This is a genomic window from Acinetobacter sp. YH01020 (assembly GCF_013420275.1).
In the GTDB taxonomy this organism is placed as follows: Bacteria; Pseudomonadota; Gammaproteobacteria; order Pseudomonadales; family Moraxellaceae; genus Acinetobacter; species Acinetobacter amyesii.
Genome location: NZ_VOYN01000016.1, coordinates 1 through 15,943, shown reverse-complemented (window position 1 = coordinate 15,943; position 15,943 = coordinate 1). Strand labels below are relative to the sequence as shown.

Annotated in this window: 14 protein-coding genes, 1 pseudogene and 1 riboswitch; of the genes and pseudogenes, 7 read left to right on the top strand and 8 right to left on the bottom strand. The window is 42.3% G+C overall.

Going from position 1 to position 15,943, the window contains the following annotated elements:
* Nucleotides 1-111: 111 nt before the first annotated feature.
* From FTT85_RS08160 to ftsW, 5 genes are all read left to right on the top strand, one after another.
* On the top strand, nt 112-375 hold the full coding sequence (locus tag FTT85_RS08160) for a FeoA family protein (RefSeq protein ID WP_078189444.1): 264 nt from the start codon (nt 112-114) through the stop codon (nt 373-375).
* Nucleotides 372-2,237 (top strand): ferrous iron transport protein B, encoded by a 1,866-nt coding sequence (gene feoB, locus FTT85_RS08155; protein WP_180183287.1) that lies wholly within the window; start codon nt 372-374, stop codon nt 2,235-2,237. The genes FTT85_RS08160 and feoB overlap by 4 nt, the downstream gene beginning before the upstream one ends.
* A gap of 36 nt (nt 2,238-2,273) precedes the next feature.
* Nucleotides 2,274-2,525: a DUF6587 family protein gene (locus tag FTT85_RS08150; protein WP_180008057.1), complete on the top strand. Its 252-nt coding sequence runs from the start codon at nt 2,274-2,276 to the stop codon at nt 2,523-2,525.
* A 158-nt stretch (nt 2,526-2,683) separates the two neighbouring features.
* A complete protein-coding gene (murD, locus tag FTT85_RS08145) occupies nt 2,684-4,030 on the top strand; it encodes a UDP-N-acetylmuramoyl-L-alanine--D-glutamate ligase (RefSeq protein ID WP_168378220.1) in 1,347 nt (448 codons plus the stop codon).
* A gap of 21 nt (nt 4,031-4,051) precedes the next feature.
* On the top strand, nt 4,052-5,248 hold the full coding sequence (gene ftsW / locus FTT85_RS08140) for a putative lipid II flippase FtsW (RefSeq protein ID WP_180035957.1): 1,197 nt from the start codon (nt 4,052-4,054) through the stop codon (nt 5,246-5,248).
* Here ftsW and FTT85_RS08135 read toward each other — a convergent pair.
* The 7 genes from FTT85_RS08135 to FTT85_RS08105 form a co-directional block, all read right to left on the bottom strand.
* A complete protein-coding gene (locus FTT85_RS08135) occupies nt 5,237-5,497 on the bottom strand; it encodes a zinc-ribbon domain-containing protein (protein ID WP_078189439.1) in 261 nt (86 codons plus the stop codon). The genes ftsW and FTT85_RS08135 overlap by 12 nt on opposite strands.
* Nucleotides 5,498-5,582: 85 nt before the next feature.
* On the bottom strand, nt 5,583-6,500 hold the full coding sequence (gene gluQRS / locus FTT85_RS08130; RefSeq protein ID WP_373685816.1) for a tRNA glutamyl-Q(34) synthetase GluQRS: 918 nt from the start codon (nt 6,498-6,500) through the stop codon (nt 5,583-5,585).
* A 4-nt stretch (nt 6,501-6,504) separates the two neighbouring features.
* A complete protein-coding gene (dksA, locus tag FTT85_RS08125) occupies nt 6,505-7,032 on the bottom strand; it encodes an RNA polymerase-binding protein DksA (RefSeq protein ID WP_078189438.1) in 528 nt (175 codons plus the stop codon).
* A gap of 209 nt (nt 7,033-7,241) precedes the next feature.
* Nucleotides 7,242-8,045 carry a 3',5'-cyclic-AMP phosphodiesterase gene (cpdA, locus tag FTT85_RS08120; RefSeq protein ID WP_180055462.1) on the bottom strand — a complete coding sequence of 268 codons (804 nt, stop codon included), beginning with the start codon at nt 8,043-8,045 and terminating at the stop codon, nt 7,242-7,244.
* Between the two features lie 10 nt (nt 8,046-8,055).
* Entirely contained in the window at nt 8,056-8,676 is a 621-nt protein-coding gene (locus tag FTT85_RS08115; protein ID WP_180055461.1) for an NUDIX domain-containing protein, read from the bottom strand.
* 76 nt (nt 8,677-8,752) lie between these two features.
* Nucleotides 8,753-10,648 carry a phosphomethylpyrimidine synthase ThiC gene (thiC, locus tag FTT85_RS08110; RefSeq protein ID WP_180164331.1) on the bottom strand — a complete coding sequence of 632 codons (1,896 nt, stop codon included), beginning with the start codon at nt 10,646-10,648 and terminating at the stop codon, nt 8,753-8,755.
* A 116-nt stretch (nt 10,649-10,764) separates the two neighbouring features.
* Nucleotides 10,765-10,891: riboswitch (TPP riboswitch) on the bottom strand.
* A gap of 102 nt (nt 10,892-10,993) precedes the next feature.
* Nucleotides 10,994-11,962, bottom strand: a complete 969-nt coding sequence (locus FTT85_RS08105; RefSeq protein ID WP_233945409.1) for a hypothetical protein — start codon at nt 11,960-11,962, stop codon at nt 10,994-10,996.
* 332 nt (nt 11,963-12,294) lie between these two features.
* Here FTT85_RS08105 and FTT85_RS08100 point away from each other — a divergent pair, with 332 nt between their 5' ends.
* Nucleotides 12,295-13,650 (top strand): TolC family outer membrane protein, encoded by a 1,356-nt coding sequence (locus tag FTT85_RS08100; RefSeq protein ID WP_180039956.1) that lies wholly within the window; start codon nt 12,295-12,297, stop codon nt 13,648-13,650.
* Between the two features lie 83 nt (nt 13,651-13,733).
* Nucleotides 13,734-14,450, top strand: a complete 717-nt coding sequence (gene phoU, locus FTT85_RS08095) for a phosphate signaling complex protein PhoU (protein WP_078189433.1) — start codon at nt 13,734-13,736, stop codon at nt 14,448-14,450.
* Between the two features lie 58 nt (nt 14,451-14,508).
* Here phoU and FTT85_RS08090 read toward each other — a convergent pair.
* Nucleotides 14,509-15,819 (bottom strand): annotated as a pseudogene (locus tag FTT85_RS08090) (ABC transporter ATP-binding protein); the annotation flags it as partial.
* Nucleotides 15,820-15,943 lie beyond the last annotated feature (124 nt).

The following is a 15,943-nucleotide window of genomic DNA, read 5'->3' as shown; positions in this document are numbered from 1 at the left end:
AAAAATAGTCGTGTCGATGCTAGATTGCTAAATGAGAATTGAAATCGAATCCGATTTGTTAATTATTCTCATTTGTTTGTATAATGTTCAAAATTTTTTAGGGTTAGTTGCGTGCGATTATCTGATTTGAAAGTGAAACAAAGCGCAGTCATTCATAAGGTACATCGTAACCAGAATGGCAACAATGCTCCGGCTGATTTAGTCGCTAGCCGTTTAGAGACTTTGGGTTTTGTTCCCGGAACAAAAGTACAGGTGATTACCAAAGGTATTTTTGGTGGTGATCCGATTTTAATTCAAGTTGGGTTTACTCGTTTCGCACTGCGAAAAGTAGAAGCTGAAAAAGTGGAAATAGCAATGGAAGGGGCATCAGCATGAGTGATGCGTTACGTATTGCCCTCGTTGGTAATCCAAATTGTGGTAAAACTTCATTATTCAATCATTTAACGGGCACACGTCAGAAAGTTGCGAACTATGCTGGGGTAACGGTTGAGCGTAAAGTTGGTCAATTTACTTTGCCATCGGGTAAATCTGTTCGAGTTTTGGATTTGCCGGGGACATATAGCTTAGAAGCGACGAGTCCTGATGAAGCGATTACGCGTGATGTCGTGCAAGGTAAAATTGCAGAAGAAGGCCATCAAGATGTTTTTTTATGTGTCGTTGATGCGACAAACTTAAAATTGCACCTCGGTTTGGTCATGGAAATGATCGATTTGGGTCGACCAATTTTACTTGTCCTCAATATGATGGATGAAGCACGCCGTCGTGGCATGCAAATCAATACCCAAAAGCTGTCTCAGCGTTTGGGTGTGCCTGTCGTAGAAACCGTTGCTGTGCGTAATGCGGGTATTGAAAACTTAATGGGTGCTTTGGATGCTGAAGGTTTCAGAAAACCAGATGCGTCATTAAGTGATACCAATCTTTCTGGGACTAACCACGAAAAAATTGAACAAATTTTAAAAGACGTGGTGGTGTTTGTTGATCATGAAGATAAACGCTCAGACTTCCTCGATAAAATTTTTCTACATCCAGTCTTTGGTTTAATTACCTTAGCGGTGATGATGTTTATTATCTTCCAAGCGGTGTTTGCATGGGCTGCGCCGTTTATGGACGGTATTGAAACCTTCTTCGGTTGGTTCGGTGAATTGGTTGGTGAACACATTTCACATCCACTACTGAACAGCTTGGTGGTTGATGGGATCATTGCGGGTGCAGGTGGTGTGGTGGTGTTCTTGCCGCAGATTTTAATTTTATTCTTCTTTATTTTGGTTTTAGAAGAATCAGGTTATTTACCACGTGCAGCGTTCTTACTAGATAAGCTGATGTTTAAAGCGGGTCTGAGTGGTCGTGCTTTTATTCCTCTGTTATCGAGCTTTGCCTGTGCTGTACCGGGCATTATGGCAACTCGGAGTATTCAAGATCCTCGAGATCGTCTAGTAACGATTTTAGTTGCGCCGTTGATGACGTGTTCGGCACGTTTACCGGTTTATGCTTTGTTGATCTCGGCATTTATTCCAGAGCAAATAGTCTGGGGCGTCTTTAACTTACAAGGCTTGGTACTATTTGCATTATATGCAGCAGGGATTGTGAGTGCCTTAATTGTGGCAACAGTCCTGAAATTCTTCCAAAAAGATAAATCACAGCATGCCTTATTGATGGAACTTCCAAGCTACCGTTTCCCAGATATTAAGAGTGTTTGGATTGGTTTACTGGACCGTGCCAAGATTTTCTTGAAACGTGTCGGTGGCATCATTTTCGCTTTATCGATTTTGTTATGGTTCTTGTGTACTTTCCCGCAACCGCCAGAAGGCGCAACCTTGCCGGATATTGATTATTCATTGGCAGGTATGCTTGGGCATGTATTACAACCGATTTTTGCACCATTAGGGTTTAACTGGCAGATCTGTATTGCCTTAATTCCAGCGATGGCGGCACGTGAAGTCGTTGTGGCGGCATTGGGTACGGTGTATGCCTTGTCTGCAACAGATGACGATGCCATGTCTCAAGGCCTGGCAAATTTAATTAGTAGTGATGGGTCATTGGGTTGGTCATTGGCAACCGGTTTATCATTATTGGTGTGGTTTATTTATGCGCCACATTGCTTGGCGACACTGGCGACAGTTAAACGTGAAACTGGCTCCTTGAAAACGGTGAGTTTCATGACCATCTATTTATTTGGTTTGGCTTATTTAATGGCATTCATCACGTATCAATTTGCAACACGCTATTTTGGATTCTGAATTGTGAATGGCAAAAGCTGAACAAAGGAGAGAGACATGCTTGAATCAATAATTATTGCGGTATTGGTGATTTGGAGTGCTGTCGTGGTGTTTAAGAAGGTATTTCCAAAAACATCGAACTCAGTCTTCACAACTTTATCTGAGCACTGTGCAAACCGTGGTTGGAACAGTCTAGCCAAATGGTTAAAGCCAAAAATGGCAGCAGGCTGTGCAGGCGGTTGTGGATGTTCAGCTTCGGATAATTCATCTGCAAAAAAAGCTGAAGTACAAGCGGTGAAGTGGAAATAAGCTCACCGCCCGTTGCGTGAAGAAACCGCCCGAGATGGGCGGTTTTTTACGAGCGGACACAAAAAAACTGCGAGAAAGTGAAAACATAAAAAGCATTCAAAACAGCAAAGTGCTAACATTTTGTCAGATTTAAAAACCGACCAAAAAATGGGGCGAAAATGTTAATACAGCGTGGTGGATTGAAGGTTGTTGCCGGATTAGGGATTTCTGGTGTTTCCGCAGTGAATTTCTTACATAGCCATGGCTACCGCGTTGCAGTCACCGATTCACGAGCAGTCCCACCGGGTCATGATCAAATTCCAAGTGATGTACAAACCAGTTTTGGTCAGTTGGATCAAGATTTATTACTCCAAGCAGAAGAAATTATTATCAGCCCGGGGCTAGATCCAAAATTACCGCAAATTCAGGCGGCCATTGCAGCCAACATTCCTGTGGTTTCAGAAATTCAAATTTTACGTCGTGCGACGGATAAGCCAATTGTCGCGATTACAGGTTCGAATGCGAAAAGTACCGTAACGACTTTATTTGGTCTTATGGCAGCAGATGCAGGCAAAAAAGTGGCAGTGGGTGGCAACCTGGGTCGACCGGCTTTGGATCTCACCAAAGATGATCCTGAGCTTTATGTTTTAGAGCTTTCAAGTTTTCAATTAGAAACCACGTCGAACTTGGCAGCAGAGGTTGCTGTTGTGTTGAACATGAGCGAAGACCATTTGGACCGTCATGGCGATATGATGGGCTATCACACTGCGAAGCATCGTATTTTCCAAGCGGTGAAAAAAGTGGTGTATAACCGTGATGATTCATTAACACGTCCATTGGTTCCAGATATTACTCCAATGCAAAGCTTTGGCCTAAATGCTCCAGATATGAATCAGTTTGGTATTTTACGCGATACTGATGGCACAATTTGGTTGGCACGTGGTCGTGAGCGTTTACTGAAAAGTGCAGACATGTATATTCAAGGGACACATAATGTGGCAAACGCCTTGGCATGTTTGGCTTTGGGTGAAGCGATTGGTTTGCCACTCGAAGGCATGTTGGAAACTTTGAAAACCTTTAAAGGTTTAGAGCACCGCTGTGAATTTGTCAAAGAAGTGCATGGTGTTCGTTATTATAACGACTCTAAAGGCACCAATATTGGTGCGACTTTAGCTGCGATTGATGGTCTAGGTGCCGCGATTGAAGCCAAAGGCGGTAAAGTGGCGATTATTTTAGGTGGTCAAGGCAAAGGGCAGGACTTTACTGCGCTGCGTGATTCACTTTCAAAATATGCCAAAGTTGCGGTGTTGATTGGTGAAGATCGTCCAATTATTGAAAAAGCGATTGAAGGGACAACCACGCTGATTCATGCTGAAAGTTTGAAACAAGCGGTTGAGCTGTGCCAACAAAATGCGGTAGCCAATGATGTGGTGTTATTGTCTCCAGCGTGCGCAAGTTTTGATATGTTTAAAGGTTACAGTGAGCGTGGACACCAATTTGTTGATTGTGTGAATGCACTCGTTTAAAAGAACGATAAGGAAAGTTGTATGGCTGGGTTAGCTCAGACGACCATAAATAGAATAAATGAAGTTGTAGAGCGTTGGATTCCTCGGTTACCTGCCGAGGTCAACGTGCGCAATGTTTTAATGTTCTGTGTTTTGGCATTGTTGTGTATTGGGTCGATCATGGTGGCATCTGCTTCGATGCCTTATGCAGAGCGCATGCATGAAAATGCCTTCCATTACATTTCACGACACGGGATTTCGATTGCCGCTGCCGCCATGGCTGCGTATATCGCCTATAAAGTGCCGTTAAATGTGTGGTTTAACAACACCTTCTTTTTATGGATTGTGACCATTGTCCTGTTAGCTGCCGTTTTGGCGGTAGGTACTGAAGTCAATGGTTCTAAGCGTTGGATTCGGATCGCAGGTTTTACCTTACAGGCTTCGGAAGTCGCCAAAGTCATGATGGCGATATTTACCGCAGACTATGTGGTACGGCGTGCCGAAGAAGTCCGCAATAACATCAAGGGCTTGGTACGTTTGGCAGTGATTATGGCTGCAACTGTCGGTTTGGTCATGGCTGAGCCCGATTTAGGGGCGACGGTGGTGATTGCCTTAACCATGCTAGGGGTATTCTTCCTCGCAGGAGCACCGTTGATTCAGTTCGCAATTGCCTTTGGTGCGATCATCATGGCCTTTGTGTTCTTGATTTTATTTGAACCTTATCGTTTAGAACGTTTGATGTCCTTCTCAAATCCATGGAATGATCCATTAGGCGCAGGCTACCAGTTGTCGAATGCATTAATGGCTTTTGGTCGCGGTGAATGGTTTGGTGTCGGCTTGGGTCATAGTATTCAAAAAATGTCGTATTTACCTGAGGCTCATACTGACTTCATGTTGGCGGTTTTGGGCGAAGAATTTGGCTTCTTTGGGATTTTGACCGTATTGACGCTGTCATTTGTGATGTTGATCTGCTGTATTCGCATTGGTCATCGTGCTTTACGTCATCAATACTTACGTGCAGGCTACTTGGCTTATGGCATTAGTATTATCTTCTTGCTGCAAATTTTGGTGAATGCCGGCATGAACATGGGCATGCTTCCTACCAAGGGTTTGACCTTACCGTTTATTAGTTATGGAGGGTCTTCTCTGATTATCTGTGCGGTTATGGTGAGTCTGATCTTAAAGATCGATGCGACGACCAAAGAAGTGAACCCAAGTAAAGAAGAATCAAGCTTCTAAATTCGTATCTCGTTGCGGATCGGGAGATGCATGGTGCAGTACACTCGCCGGCATCTCCGTTCCACAATGGAGACATTTGACCAAGCTCGCCTTGGCTTTAGATAGTGGAATCAATGGAATAAAAAATAAAGAAAAATAATTACGTTGCTGTTTCAACTCATACTGAGTTCTGCTGCGGCAGACAGGGCAAGTAAATTGGCTCTTTTCAATGACTTTGGTTTTCGGACCAACTCCAAAAATAAAAAACATTAGGCTCTCCAATGGTCAATTGATCACTTTATTAAAGCATAATTCAATTGAATATCGAGTGATTGGCTCAGATAGGGATGTGGGTTTATTGATAGATTTGAGGCAATGCTGTGCCATGGGGAATTTGTTGAATATCCCACTGCGCAATCGCCTGTTGTAGCATAATGCGCGGCGTGTCTAAGTCGACTGGCGGTTGATGTAGGGCCTGCAATGCTTGTTGCAATAAAGGTGCTGCTTGGTTTAAATCAAGAGCTTGAGCCATATTCTGTTTTGACAGTTTTTGTCCCTGATTATTCATTGCCAATGGCAAGTGCATGTATTCAAGGCGTGGATAACCCAAAACCTGTCCGAGCCAAATTTGACGTTCGGTATTGTCCAAAAGATCAGCTCCACGTACGACATGGGTCATCCCTTGTAGGTAGTCATCCACCACGACAGCAAGTTGATAATTGATAATGCCATCACGGCGTTTTAAGACGAAGTCGCCCAAATCTTGTTGCAGATTGGAGCAATGCGTCCCTTGTAAGCGGTCGGTAAAACAAATGTTCTGTGCATCGACTTTGATTCGAATGGCCTGATCCTGAAGGGGAAGGCCAAGATTACGACATGTGCCTTGATAGATATGATTTGAACCAAGCATTTTTCGGGTGCATTGACAGGCATAGATCAAGTCTTGGGAATACAAATGTGCAATGACTTGCTCATAGATTTCGAGGCGGTCTTTTTGGAAAATGATCTCGGTATCTGGTTCGAATTGAAATGCATCAATACAACGTAAGATGTGTTCTTCGCTGCCGGGGAATATACGTGGAATGTCGGTATCTTCGATACGAACGACCCATTGCCCCTGATGGGCACGGGCATCGCAGTAGCTTGCGACTGCTGTAATTAAAGAGCCAAAATGCAAAGGGCCGGTTGGCGATGGCGCAAACCGACCCACGTAATGCTCTGCAACTTTCCCTCCCTTTTTTAAAGGGAGGGCTAGAGAGGAATTACTCAACACAGAATTAACCGTTATTTTGCTTCTCTTTGATCTCTGCAAGTGTTTTGCAGTCGATACATAAAGTTGCTGTTGGACGTGCTTCTAGGCGACGTAAGCCAATTTCGATACCACACGTTTCACAGAAACCGTAGTCATCATTTTTGATCGCTTCAATTGATTGTTCAATTTTACGGATCAGTTTACGTTCACGGTCACGTGTACGAAGTTCAATCGCAAATTCTTCTTCTTGCGTTGCACGGTCGTTCACATCTGGAAGCGCAGTATTTTCGTCTTGCATGGTATTCAAAGTACGGTCTACTTCAGACATTAACTCAGCTTTCCACGCCAATAAGATGTGACGGAAATGCTCAAGTTGCCCTTCAGACATGTATTCTTCATTCTTTTTAGGCTGATAAGGTTCAATACCAAATAAGCTTGCAGTAGAACCACCTTCAGTCGCCTTTGGCTTTGATTTGCGCACGCGTTTGGTAGACTTTTCGTCTACTACATCAGTTTGTTCGTCTAAGACTTGATTTTGGTTGTCATTCGCCATGTAGGGCATTCCTCATCATATGCATATATCTATACGCAAAAAATATGGTGATATGCAAGTTTTTTATCCACCCAACACAGAGTTTCCTTCTGTGGGGGTCGTCATCATATAGACTTTTTCTGCTTATTGATAGTCTTTGATGTTTGGATTCTAACTATCACTTTTCCTTTAGAAGCCATAAAGTAAAGCAAAAAAATCAAATTGAAAAGTTAATAACCTGAAATTTCAACATTAATTTGAGGTTGTTTCAATTTGACCCGAACAACTTCAGTTTTAAATTCACCATTATCATTCAGATAGAGTGCACGATACCCTGGTAAAGCCTCATCTAAGGCAAAATTTTCACTATGCGGTTTGAACTGAACACTGGTCGAAGGCGTCGATAAAAACTGAATATTGCGCCATTGATTAGACGAGTCTTGATGTACGTGTCCGCATAGTACAATTTTGACATTGTCATGGCGTGAAAGCACATCTATGAGATGTTCAGCGTTCTTTAGTTTATGCTGATCTATCCAATGCGATTGCATGGCAAAAGGGTGGTGGTGGCATGCCACAATGATGTGTTGCTGTGAGTGTGCTGTGAGTAACTGATCTAATTGTTCCAACTGCTGTTGTGATACCCAACCATCCACTTTTCCTTTAACCGCACTGTTCAGTAAAATCAGACACCAATTGCCTAATGCGATGCAGTGAGCACGATCTTCCTGTTGATGAAATGGGAAGCAAGACGCTTCGTCATGGTTCCCTGGAATCTGATAAAACGGAAACGGCTGCTGTTGCATATATTCGAGATAACGCGCATAGGTACGCTCTACCGGCACTTGTGCAAGATCGCCAGTATGGACAAGCGTATCGATGTGATGATGGTTCAACTGAATTTGTTGAATCACATCGTGAAAACTCTGCTCTGGATTCATGCGGACAAATTCAAGATCTTCCTGATCCATTAAATGTGTGTCCGAGATCTGGATCAGTGTCCAGTCGTATTGTGGTGTATCCCTTAAAGTCATGTCCTTCCCCTTAGACATTCCTTGTAGTATGTATTTGTTGTTGTAACCATTGCAAGGCCATAATGACAGGTGCGTTTTTTAGCCGACCATTGGTTAATAATTCAGGAATATCAGCATAGTTTAAGATATGCAATTGAATATTTTCTCCTTCATCAGGCATGCCAAAGACTCCTCCATGTTCGGGAAGTTCAGATTCAGCACTATAAAGGTGGAATAATTCCGCGCAGGCACCCGCAGAGGGATAAAAACTAAATAAATGCTGTAGTGCATCTAATTCACAGCCTGATTCTTCCAAACTTTCACGGCGGATGCAGCTTTCAGCAGATTCATCACCATCGAGCACGCCGGCAATAATCTCTAGTTGCCATGGCGAAGTTTCATCATCAATCGCCCCAATGCGGAATTGTTCAATTAAGGCAAATTTTTGTTGTTGATGACTATAGATCAGCACACCTGCTGCTTCAGGACGATGAATCAATTCACGCTGAATGGTTGGAATCATGCTGTCTTGATGGAATAAGCGGTGTCGAAGCTGAACTTTTTCAACTTGAATAAAGCCTTTATAAAGATGTTCACGCCCTTCAATGCTGTAATCTTTTTTGTTATATGTGGCCTGTTTAATAATATTCATAAGCGCTAATTAGGATGAAATCTTCCATTTCATCCTAACCGAGATTTTGTTGAATACAAAAGATTTTTTTTAAGCTTTACACTTTATGGTACAACTTTTGACCATGTTCATGATAGGCCGCTTTCATGCTTTGTAAACCTGTCTCAATTTCAGGATTAGATTCTGAAGAAAGCTGCATATCTTGCTGATTTTTTGCATAATCTCTCACATTTTGTGTGATTTTCATCGAGCAAAATTTAGGTCCACACATGGAACAAAAATGGGCCGATTTATGTGCTTCTCTCGGCATAGTTTCATCATGCATGCTGCGTGCTGTATCAGGGTCTAAGCTCAGATTAAATTGGTCTTCCCAGCGGAATTCAAAGCGTGCTTTCGACAATGCATTATCACGGGCCTGCGCACCGGGATGACCTTTGGCAAGGTCTGCGGCATGGGCTGCAATTTTGTAGGTGATAATGCCATCTTTGACGTCTTTTTTATCTGGTAGACCAAGGTGCTCTTTCGGGGTCACATAACACAGCATCGCGGTGCCGTACCAACCAATCATTGCCGCACCAATCGCAGAGGTAATGTGGTCATAGCCCGGGGCAATATCGGTGGTGAGCGGCCCAAGGGTATAAAAAGGTGCTTCTTTGCAAACCTCGAGTTGTAGATCCATATTTTCTTTGATCATGTGCATTGGGACATGGCCTGGGCCTTCAATCATGACTTGTACATCATGTTCCCATGCCCGGTGAGTCAATTCACCTAAGGTGCGTAATTCACTAAATTGAGCTTCATCGTTAGCATCTTGAATACACCCCGGACGTAAACCATCACCTAAACTGAATGACACATCATAGGCTTTCATGATTTCGCAGATTTCATCAAAATGCGTATACAGGAAGTTTTCTTCATGATGCGCTAAGCACCACTGCGCCATGATGGATCCGCCACGTGACACAATACCTGTTAAACGGTTGGCGGTGAGTGGAACATAACGAAGCAGTACGCCTGCGTGAATCGTAAAATAATCGACACCTTGCTCGGCTTGTTCAATCAGTGTGTCTTTGAAAATTTCCCAGGTTAAGTCCTCTGCGACACCATCAACTTTTTCTAAAGCTTGGTAAATCGGCACGGTGCCAATCGGTACAGGGGAGTTGCGAATAATCCATTCGCGGGTCTCATGGATATTTTTACCTGTCGATAAATCCATGATGGTGTCAGCACCCCAACGAGTTGCCCAAGTCATTTTTGCCACTTCTTCATCGATGCTTGAACCAAGTGCTGAGTTACCAATGTTGGCATTGATTTTCACCAAGAAGTTACGACCAATAATCATCGGTTCACATTCAGGGTGGTTAATGTTGGCAGGGATAATGGCACGACCTTCAGCCACTTCTTGACGTACAAATTCTGGGGTGATTTCAGTTAAATTGCGTGCGCCAAAATTTTGACCGGCATGTTGGCGCATATCAACACCTTCATGTTGGCGCTGATTTTCACGAATCGCAATGTATTCCATTTCAGGAGTGATGATGCCTTGTTTGGCATAGTGCATTTGAGAGACATTGTGTCCACGACGAGCGCGACGGGGTTTTGAAATATGCGCAAAACGAATCTCTGCAGTACGAATATCTCGAAGACGCTCTTGTCCAAATTTTGAAGTTAAGGTATCGAGTATTTCCGTATCATTTCGAGACTCGATCCAAGATTCACGGACATTGGGTAGACCTTGATTCAGGTCAATTTGAATATTGGGGTCTGTATAAGCACCAGAGGTGTCATAAACCATGATCGGCAGATTTTTTTCTCCACCCAGACCTGTAGGCGTATCTGTAAGGCTAATTTCACGCATTGGTACGCGAATATCTGGACGTGAGCCTTGGATATAGACTTTCTTTGACGCGGGGAGAATACGAGTGAGATCTTTAGCATCTTGTTCATGTTGAGCAGCGCGATCTGAAGCGGTGAGATTCGTTAATTGGTTCATTGCGATGATCCTTATGAATGACATCAACGAATCAAGCACGACCAAAAACGTGGCAGTTTATCTGATGGATTCACCTGAAAATAAAGGCGTAAAACCAAGAGATAAGAAGGGCTTAAGTTTTTAGATGGCTTGATTCCTACGCAGGTATTAACCTGATCAGGTTCAACGGTACTCATCCTTAAATTTAGCGAACTAAATTTAGATGATCTCAGCAGGAAATTACCTGCGCTCCGTCAAGCTTTGTGCGGATATTAGCATGAAGGCTGTTTTAAAACAGTGTTATTTTTCATCGATTTTGCAGTGCAGAATTTTGGCTAGGCACATGTGCAATTGAACTTGCATTGGCTAAGTAGAGGACTGATTTACACAGATGGCGTCACTAAAACAGTCTTTCTTATAATGCGGATCAGGATTGCGGACACCAATTAAATTCAACAGCTGCGCTTCTGATCGCTGATTAGATGCAGCAGTATTTTGATCTAATAATTTTAAAAATAAACGCGCCTGATCTGCCAATTTGGAGTTTTTTAATTGAGCCAAGCGTTCAATTTCTTCTAAAGAACTGGCTTGAATACTGAGGCGGTCTGAAAAGTCATTGGAAACTGGACTATGTGCCGAACCAATAAATAACAACTGGCTATATTGATATAGTAATTGTTGTGCATCTTTTTTGTAGGGGCTATCTGGATATTGTTTGAGATAGTCTTCCCAAAAAATTGCACGTGTCGCAATCTCTTGTGGCTCAATGGCTAAACTTTGTTGCAGCAAGGCAGGTTGTGCATTTTGTTCAGCCAGTTTTTCAATAAAGACTTGCTCAGATTCTTCCATATAAGGCGCAAAAATTTTGGCTAAATATTCAGGACTGCGGCGATAGCGTAATTGTCCTTCACCTGCATCGAACAACTCCACATAAGCTTGGCCTTTATGTTTCAGTAAATACTGATCTCGGGCAGTGAGCTGCTCATAATGATTTTGTTGAATGGTAGGATGCTGAGCCATATCAAAGGCAAATTGTTCGAACGCCATTTGCTGTTGAGCTGTACGTTCAACATGTAAAAAGTTACGATACATTTGATTGGACAAACGCAGTAATTTTTTTTGTTCGTCCGCTTTTAATAGCGGTAAGCAGACTTTGAGATCTTGGTTGATTTGTTCTAAAGCGAAAGTTGTGCGTTGATCGTCTATTTCCAGCATGTTTTTTTCAAGTTTTTTGCACAGCAAAGACAAATCGACTGCTTCTTTTTGAACAGTCTTATTGTTGGGAAACTCTGGTGCAGGTTGAGGTTCAGGCTGTTGTTGGCATCCATTCAACATACTGAAACATAAAAACATTGCACTAAACTTTGCAGGCAGCTGAAAAAATTTTGACACAGGAACTCGATGCGCTATAGAAGTGGTATTGTCCGATGGAATGTCGACTATTTTATAGATGAAACACGTGCAATATGTGTACTATTGTACAGTTCTTTGTTATAGCGTTGTGAGTAGTGTCCGAAAACGACTGAAATTATCCGGTTTTGTCGCATTTGATATAAAAAATTAATAAAAATCATACGGAAATTTGCAAGGATATGATTAGTATTTGCTTAGTTTTAGGCTTGAATATTCAATCTCGGGTATTTGAATATTAGGAATTTACAAAAAAAATGAACAAAAAAGTTGTGGTGGGTCTTTGTTTACTTTTCACGAGTCAGTGGGCGTGTGCGCTAGATCTTGTGCAAGCTTATGAACGTGCAAAACAAGAAGACCCCAATTGGCAAGCCAATAAACTACAATATGAAGCGGATAAATTGAATTTGGGGATTGCCAATGGGAACTTACTCCCGACGGTAACAATCTCCGGAAATGTGACCCGAAAAAATCAAAATTCCAACCAAAGTGGCGCTCAAGCCGGGCTGATCATGCCAGACAGCACCACAACAAGACAAATTGCGCTTACTGCCCGTCAGCCCATTTTTCGTTGGGATGCATGGGAAGGGCTGAAGCAAGTCAAGACCTCGATTAATTTAAGTGAAATCAATCTGCGGATTCAAAAACAAGATCATATTTTAAATGTATCCGAAGCTTATTTTAATGTCCTACGTCAGCAAGCATTGACGGTTGCCAACTTACAAGAAGAACAGGCGCTATCTGAACAGCTGCGCATGATGAATGCTAAATTAAAAGAAGGTTTGGTGGCAAAAAGTGATGTCAGCGAAGCCAATGCTCAATATCAAAATGCTCGGGCCAACCGTATGGCGACCAATGTTCAATTGGTTTTGGCGCAGGAACAATTACAACAGTTGATTGGGCCATATCGAGAAAATTTGGCGGTGTTACGTGAAGATTTTCATTTTGAAAAACCGATTCCAAACAATGTACAAGCGTGGGAAGAACTGGCTCAGGAGCAGAACCTAGGCATTTTACAAGCGCGTATGCAACAACGTTATGCGGAAGATGGCAAACGCGTCGAAAAAGCTGCCTTATATCCTCAGATTGAAGCGGTAGGGACCTATGGTTATAACAAGCAAAGTCCACAATCCATCATGTCGCAAGATGGTCAATTTGATCAGGTGGGGATTGAAATGAACTGGAATGTGTTTAATGGCGGACGGACACAGAAATCCATTAAGCAAGCAGCGATCAATGTTGAAAAAAGCCAAGCACAGGTGGATGCAGCAATTCGAAAAGCACAAACCGATGTAAAAAAATCTTATATGCAAGTCGAAACGGATCAAAGTAAATTACAGGCACGTAAAGCCGCGATGGATTCTTCCGCGCAAGTGTCTTTAGCATCACAAGCCCAGTATCAGGAAGGTCTGAAAACTATGGTTGATGTGCTACTGGCACAGCGTAATGCCTTTTCAGCCCGTCAAGATTATTTAAATTCCAAGTACGATTATTTAATACATGTATTACAACTCAAAGCCTCCGTTGGGAAATTAACGGAAGCTGATTTAGTGGAAATGAATGCATGGTTGGTCGATCAGAAAAATCAGCCATCGATCCTACTAAAGAAATAATCCATGGTCATAAAAGTTTCACAATCAATATGCTTTAATATGGCACTAAAATCTGCCGATTCACGTTGTAGTGGAGACTCGCTTTGCCTAATAATCCTGTTTTAAACCATCATATTTCTTCGCAATTCAATGAAGAGTTGCAGGATGTGCATACCAAATTTATGACCATGGGTGGTTTAGTGGAGCAGCAGGTTGCAAATGCCATTCATGCCTTATTGGATACGGATGCAACAATGGCGATTGATGTTCAATTTCAAGACAATACGGTGAACCGTATGGAAACTGAAATTGATGAAGCGCTTACCCTAATTTTGGCGCGTCGTCATCCTGCTGCAATTGATCTACGCATGGTGATTGCGATGTCGAAAGCCAACACCGATTTAGAACGGATTGGTGATGAAGCGGCAAAAATTGCCCGTATTGCACAAAGCTTGTGTGAAGAGGGGGGTTCACCGCGTGGCTATATGGAAACACGTCATATTGGCAACCAAGTCCGCGTGATGATTCATGATGCGCTCGATGCCTTTGCACGTTTGGATGTAGATCAGGCTTTACGTGTCCTTTTGGCCGATGCTGATATTGACCGCGAGTATCAATCGGCAACCCGTACCCTCATGACGTATATGATAGAAGATCCACGCCATATTACTCGGGTGATGAATGTACTTTGGGTGCTGCGTTCACTTGAACGTATTGGTGACCATGCTCGAAATATCTCTGAACAGGTGATTTATATGGTGAAAGGTCTAGATGTCCGTCACACCAGTGTTGAAGAAATTGAGCAAAAAGTTCAGCGTTAATTGAATAAAACAAATATGAACGAAGCCCATCAAACGATGGGCTTTTTTCGGTCTAAAATTAACTATGTGTTTCTTCGTCTTCCTCAAAAGTCCGGGCAATTTTGTCAATATTTAAACTTTTCGCCATCGCATCGAAGATTTGCTTATAGGCACCTTCTTGATGGTACAAATCATGATGCTCCCCGTGTTCTACGATTTGTCCGTCTTTCATCACATAGGTGTAATCGGCATCGATAATTTGCGACAAACTATGTGAAATCATGATGACGGTACGCCCTTGTTTAATTTGATCCAGACTATTTTTAATTTGTTCAGCAGCGATCGCGTCTAAACTAGCCGTCGGTTCGTCCAAGAAAATAATCGGTGGATTTTTCAGGAACATACGTGCCAAGGCAATGCGCTGTTGTTGTCCACCCGAAAGCAGTAGGGCATCGGCTTCATAGGCATGTGGAAGTTTTAAGATCTGATCATGGATCGAGGCTTTTCGTGCTGCATCAAAGACTTCTTGCTCTGTGGCTGTACTTTTGCCATAGCGAATATTTTCAAAAATTGAACCTGGGAAAATATGATTTTTTTGTAAAACCAAACCAATATTTTCACGTAAATACTGCGTATCAATTTGTTCTAGGTCGATGCCATCGAGTTTGATATTGCCCGCTTGAGGATGATAAAACTTATCTAATAAGCTAATTAATGTCGATTTACCAGCGCCAGATAAACCAACCAATGCGGTGATTTTATTCGGTTGGATGGTCATGTTGATGCGGTGCAATGCCTGAAAACCATTGGGATAGCTAAAGTCGACATTGCTCAATTCAAATTGACCTTGAATCGTAGGTTGGGCAGTGCCACTGGTTTCAATTTCATGATCCGCTTCTAAGATATTAAAGAAGCTTTCCGAATAAATCATCGCAGAGTTAATTTCATCATAGATACGATGCAGCGAGCGAATCGGGGCAGAGACGTTATTAAATAACAACACGTGATACATAATCATCCCGATACTCATTTGCCCATCCAAAACAAAATAGGCTGTCAGAATGATGATCAGTACCACACCGACCTGTTCGATAAAGGTTTTGAGTCCGTCAAAGATATAACTGGTTTGCCGTGTCTGCATTTGGTTTTCAGTCAGCGACTTTTGCAGATTTAATTGTTTTTTCGATTCGACGGCTTCTTTGTTAAAAGATTTAATGACCGTTATCGAATTGATAATACTCAGAATACCCTGATTTTTCTTTTCAAAATTATCGCGTAGGGCACGGCGTTTGCCTGCCAGTTTTTGTGATTGTTTGAAGGTCAGCCAAAAATAAATCGGCACGATAATTGTGGCCACCACACCAACCCAAACATTGGCATAATACATTAGACTTCCGTCATAAATCAAAAAACGTACAATTTATTTGATCTTAAATTAATCAGCAAAATTATTTAATTCAAGGGATAATTCTTGGATGAAATTCAAAGATATTCAAAAATTATCAGACGTTAAA

Excerpts from the sequence above, each read along its gene's own strand:
- FTT85_RS08135 (WP_078189439.1), bottom strand. The coding sequence starts at position 5,497 with ATGTTTTTTATTTTTGGAGTTGGTCCGAAAACCAAAGTCATTGAAAAG.
- FTT85_RS08105 (WP_233945409.1), bottom strand. The coding sequence starts at position 11,962 with ATGTTGAATGGATGCCAACAACAGCCTGAACCTCAACCTGCACCAGAG.
- murD (WP_168378220.1), top strand. The coding sequence starts at position 2,684 with ATGTTAATACAGCGTGGTGGATTGAAGGTTGTTGCCGGATTAGGGATT.
- ftsW (WP_180035957.1), top strand. The coding sequence starts at position 4,052 with ATGGCTGGGTTAGCTCAGACGACCATAAATAGAATAAATGAAGTTGTA.
- feoB (WP_180183287.1), top strand. The coding sequence starts at position 372 with ATGAGTGATGCGTTACGTATTGCCCTCGTTGGTAATCCAAATTGTGGT.
- FTT85_RS08150 (WP_180008057.1), top strand. The coding sequence starts at position 2,274 with ATGCTTGAATCAATAATTATTGCGGTATTGGTGATTTGGAGTGCTGTC.
- cpdA (WP_180055462.1), bottom strand. The coding sequence starts at position 8,045 with ATGACTTTAAGGGATACACCACAATACGACTGGACACTGATCCAGATC.
- FTT85_RS08115 (WP_180055461.1), bottom strand. The coding sequence starts at position 8,676 with ATGAATATTATTAAACAGGCCACATATAACAAAAAAGATTACAGCATT.
- dksA (WP_078189438.1), bottom strand. The coding sequence starts at position 7,032 with ATGGCGAATGACAACCAAAATCAAGTCTTAGACGAACAAACTGATGTA.
- FTT85_RS08100 (WP_180039956.1), top strand. The coding sequence starts at position 12,295 with ATGAACAAAAAAGTTGTGGTGGGTCTTTGTTTACTTTTCACGAGTCAG.
- thiC (WP_180164331.1), bottom strand. The coding sequence starts at position 10,648 with ATGAACCAATTAACGAATCTCACCGCTTCAGATCGCGCTGCTCAACAT.